We start from the raw sequence: 2,578 nt of genomic DNA, 5'->3' as shown, positions 1-2,578 counted from the left end.
GGTCGGGTACTTTTTCGAGCGGGCGCATCAATTTGCGCAGATCCAGAACCTCACCACCCAATTGCGCGGCGACAATGTCGCGTGCCTGGACCACACCCCGGATGTCGTCGACTGAATCTTCCGCCACTGGAAACCGGCTGTGCGGCGATCCGATCAGCCGTTTGTGAATTTCCTCGGTTGTCGCATCGACATTCAGCCAGTCTACTTCGGTCCGCGGGGTCATAACTTCGCGGATCGGCCGGTCCGCCATCCTTACGACACCGGCAATAACGGCGCGCTCATGCTCTTCGATCACACCGGAGCGTGTCGCTTCGGCAAATACCATCTGCAGTTCGTCGGCGGTGACATGGCTGGTCTCGTCGCGCTTCATCCCCATCATACGGAAGATCAGGGCACTGCTATTATCCAGCAACCAGACGAGCGGCGCCGAGATCCGTGCCAATATCGCCATAGGCTGGGCCATGATTATCGCGATCCGCTCCGCCGAGCGCAGGGCGATCTGCTTGGGCACCAGTTCGCCGATCACCAGCGAGGCATAGGTGGTCAGGCCGATCACCAGCACGAATCCGACAGTACCGGACAGATCGGAGCTCATCCCCAACGCCTGCAGCCGCTCTGCCATCGGACCGCCCAGGCTGGCGCCGGAAAACGCGCCGGCAACGATGCCGATCAGGGTGATGCCGATTTGCACGGTGGACAGAAACTTGCCGGGATCACTGGCCAGGCGGAGCGCGGTTTGCGCGCCGCGATTGCCCTGGTCCGCCAGGCTATGCAAATGCGCTTTCCGCGCAGAAACAATTGCCAGCTCAGACATGGCGAAAACGCCATTGATCAGCACCAGCATAATTATAATCGCGACGTCAAACCAGGGAAAGGGTGTCATATTGTCCGTTGAAAGGGCGAAATGCCATAAGCCCTTTAGCAGCAAGTTTTACACAATCTCAAGTTTGCTGTCAGTCGCCGTTCATTTAACTGACGATAAGGGAACCTTCCGGTCGGCGGGGCGTAGTCCTGATTGAACCGAGATACCTACAAGGGGAAAGAAAATGCGGATGAACAGATCAATAATGACGGCGGTTTCGCTTGGTGCTCTGGCACTGACCAGTGGCTGCGTGACCAATCCGGAAACCGGAAACCGGACCATTTCGAAGGCTGCCATCGGCGGCCTGGGTGGCGTAGTGGGCGGATATCTGCTCGGCGACGTTTTGGGTGGCAAGAACGACCGAACCGCCAAAATCGTGGGCGCCGGCCTCGGCGGTCTCGCTGGTGCGGGCATCGGCTATTATATGGATGAACAGGAAAAGAAGCTGCGCGAGCAGACCGCCGGCACTGGCATCGACGTCACCCGCGACGGCGACAATCTAATCCTCAACATGCCCTCCAACGTGACCTTCGCGGTCGACAGCAGCGCGATTAGCCCCGCATTTCAGACCACATTGGGCAACGTCGCCAACACGCTTTCTCGCTACGAGAAGAGCTATGTCGACGTACTTGGCCATACCGACAGCACCGGCAGCGACGCTTACAACCAGTCCCTGTCCGAACGACGGGCGGAATCGGTTGCCAATTTCCTTGCCAACAGCGGTGTCCAGCGGGCCCGTCTGGCAACAAAGGGTTATGGTGAAAGCCAGCCGATTGCCAGCAACACCACCGAAGAAGGCCGGGCAGCCAATCGCCGGGTTGAAATCAAGATTGTTCCGATCGCTGAAGCTGATCTGAACAACTAAGTTAGCGCTTGCACCAAGCTACAGATTACGGGCATCCTCTTCGAAATTTGAAGAGGATGCCTGTTTATGACCACAGTCAATTTTTCCTTAGATTTAAGCGGTCGCACCGCAATTGTTACCGGCGCGTCGAGCGGCCTCGGCCTGCGCTTTGCCCAGGTGCTGGCGGCCTGCGGCGCGAAAGTTGCCTGCACCGCCCGTCGCAAAGACAAGCTGGATGCACTGGTCGCACAAATTGGCGCGGATGGCGGCGAAGCGGAAGCTTTCGCGCTCGACGTTCGCGATGCCAGCCAGCTTCAGGCCATCATACCGACCGTCGCCGAAGCGCTCGGCCAACCGGATATATTGATCAACAACGCCGGAATCGTCGACGCCGAGCACGCCACGCGCATGTCGCTCGAACTGATCGACGATGTCTTCGACACCAATTTGCGCAGCGCGTTTATCCTCTCGAACGAATTCGCCCGCCCACTGATCGAAAAGAAAATGCCGGGGCGGATTGTCAATATCGCTTCGATTGCGGCCACCCGGTATGACGGCAATGGCGCCGCGCTTTATTCCACCACCAAGGCAGGTCTGGTTCGGGTGACCGAGACGCTGGCTGTAGAATGGGCAAAATTCCACATCAACGTCAACGGCATCGCGCCGGGCGCCTTTGCAACGGAGATGATGGACGGCATGTTGGCCCGATCGGGCGACTTTTCGGTCCATTTCCCGCGCAAGCGACTCGCCCAGCCGGAGCAGATGGACAGCACGTTGCTGTTTCTGGTGTCGCCGTCTTCCGACGCGGTGACCGGAACCGTGATCAAGGTCGATGACGGCCAGGGTTCCCGCTAGACCATCTCTCCGCGCAG

The 2,578-nt window shown here is 58.8% G+C and carries 3 protein-coding genes; 2 read left to right on the top strand and 1 reads right to left on the bottom strand.

All coding sequences use genetic code 11. The features are described 5' to 3' along the window. Positions 1-883, bottom strand: an 883-nt coding sequence (locus WBM93_RS08000; RefSeq protein WP_424430575.1) for a hemolysin family protein, incomplete at its 3' end; no start/stop codon positions are given. A 163-nt stretch (positions 884-1,046) separates the two neighbouring features. On the opposite strand from WBM93_RS08000, the gene WBM93_RS07995 reads away from it, so the two are divergent. Both WBM93_RS07995 and WBM93_RS07990 read left to right on the top strand, forming a co-directional pair. Further along, positions 1,047-1,727, top strand: a complete 681-nt coding sequence (locus tag WBM93_RS07995) for an OmpA family protein (RefSeq protein WP_424430572.1) — start codon at positions 1,047-1,049, stop codon at positions 1,725-1,727. Between the two features lie 66 nt (positions 1,728-1,793). Next, on the top strand, positions 1,794-2,561 hold the full coding sequence (locus WBM93_RS07990) for an SDR family NAD(P)-dependent oxidoreductase (RefSeq protein WP_424430569.1): 768 nt from the start codon (positions 1,794-1,796) through the stop codon (positions 2,559-2,561). Positions 2,562-2,578 lie beyond the last annotated feature (17 nt).

It is taken from the genome of Parasphingorhabdus sp. (genome assembly GCF_049667325.1).
GTDB lineage: Bacteria > Pseudomonadota > Alphaproteobacteria > Sphingomonadales > Sphingomonadaceae > Parasphingorhabdus.
Note: the sequence above shows the minus strand (reverse complement) of the source record. Positions and strands in the feature narration are given on the sequence as shown.

Bases quoted from the DNA above. Each gene is read 5' to 3' on its own strand.
- WBM93_RS07995 (WP_424430572.1), top strand. From the start codon at position 1,047: ATGCGGATGAACAGATCAATAATGACGGCGGTTTCGCTTGGTGCTCTG.
- WBM93_RS07990 (WP_424430569.1), top strand. From the start codon at position 1,794: ATGACCACAGTCAATTTTTCCTTAGATTTAAGCGGTCGCACCGCAATT.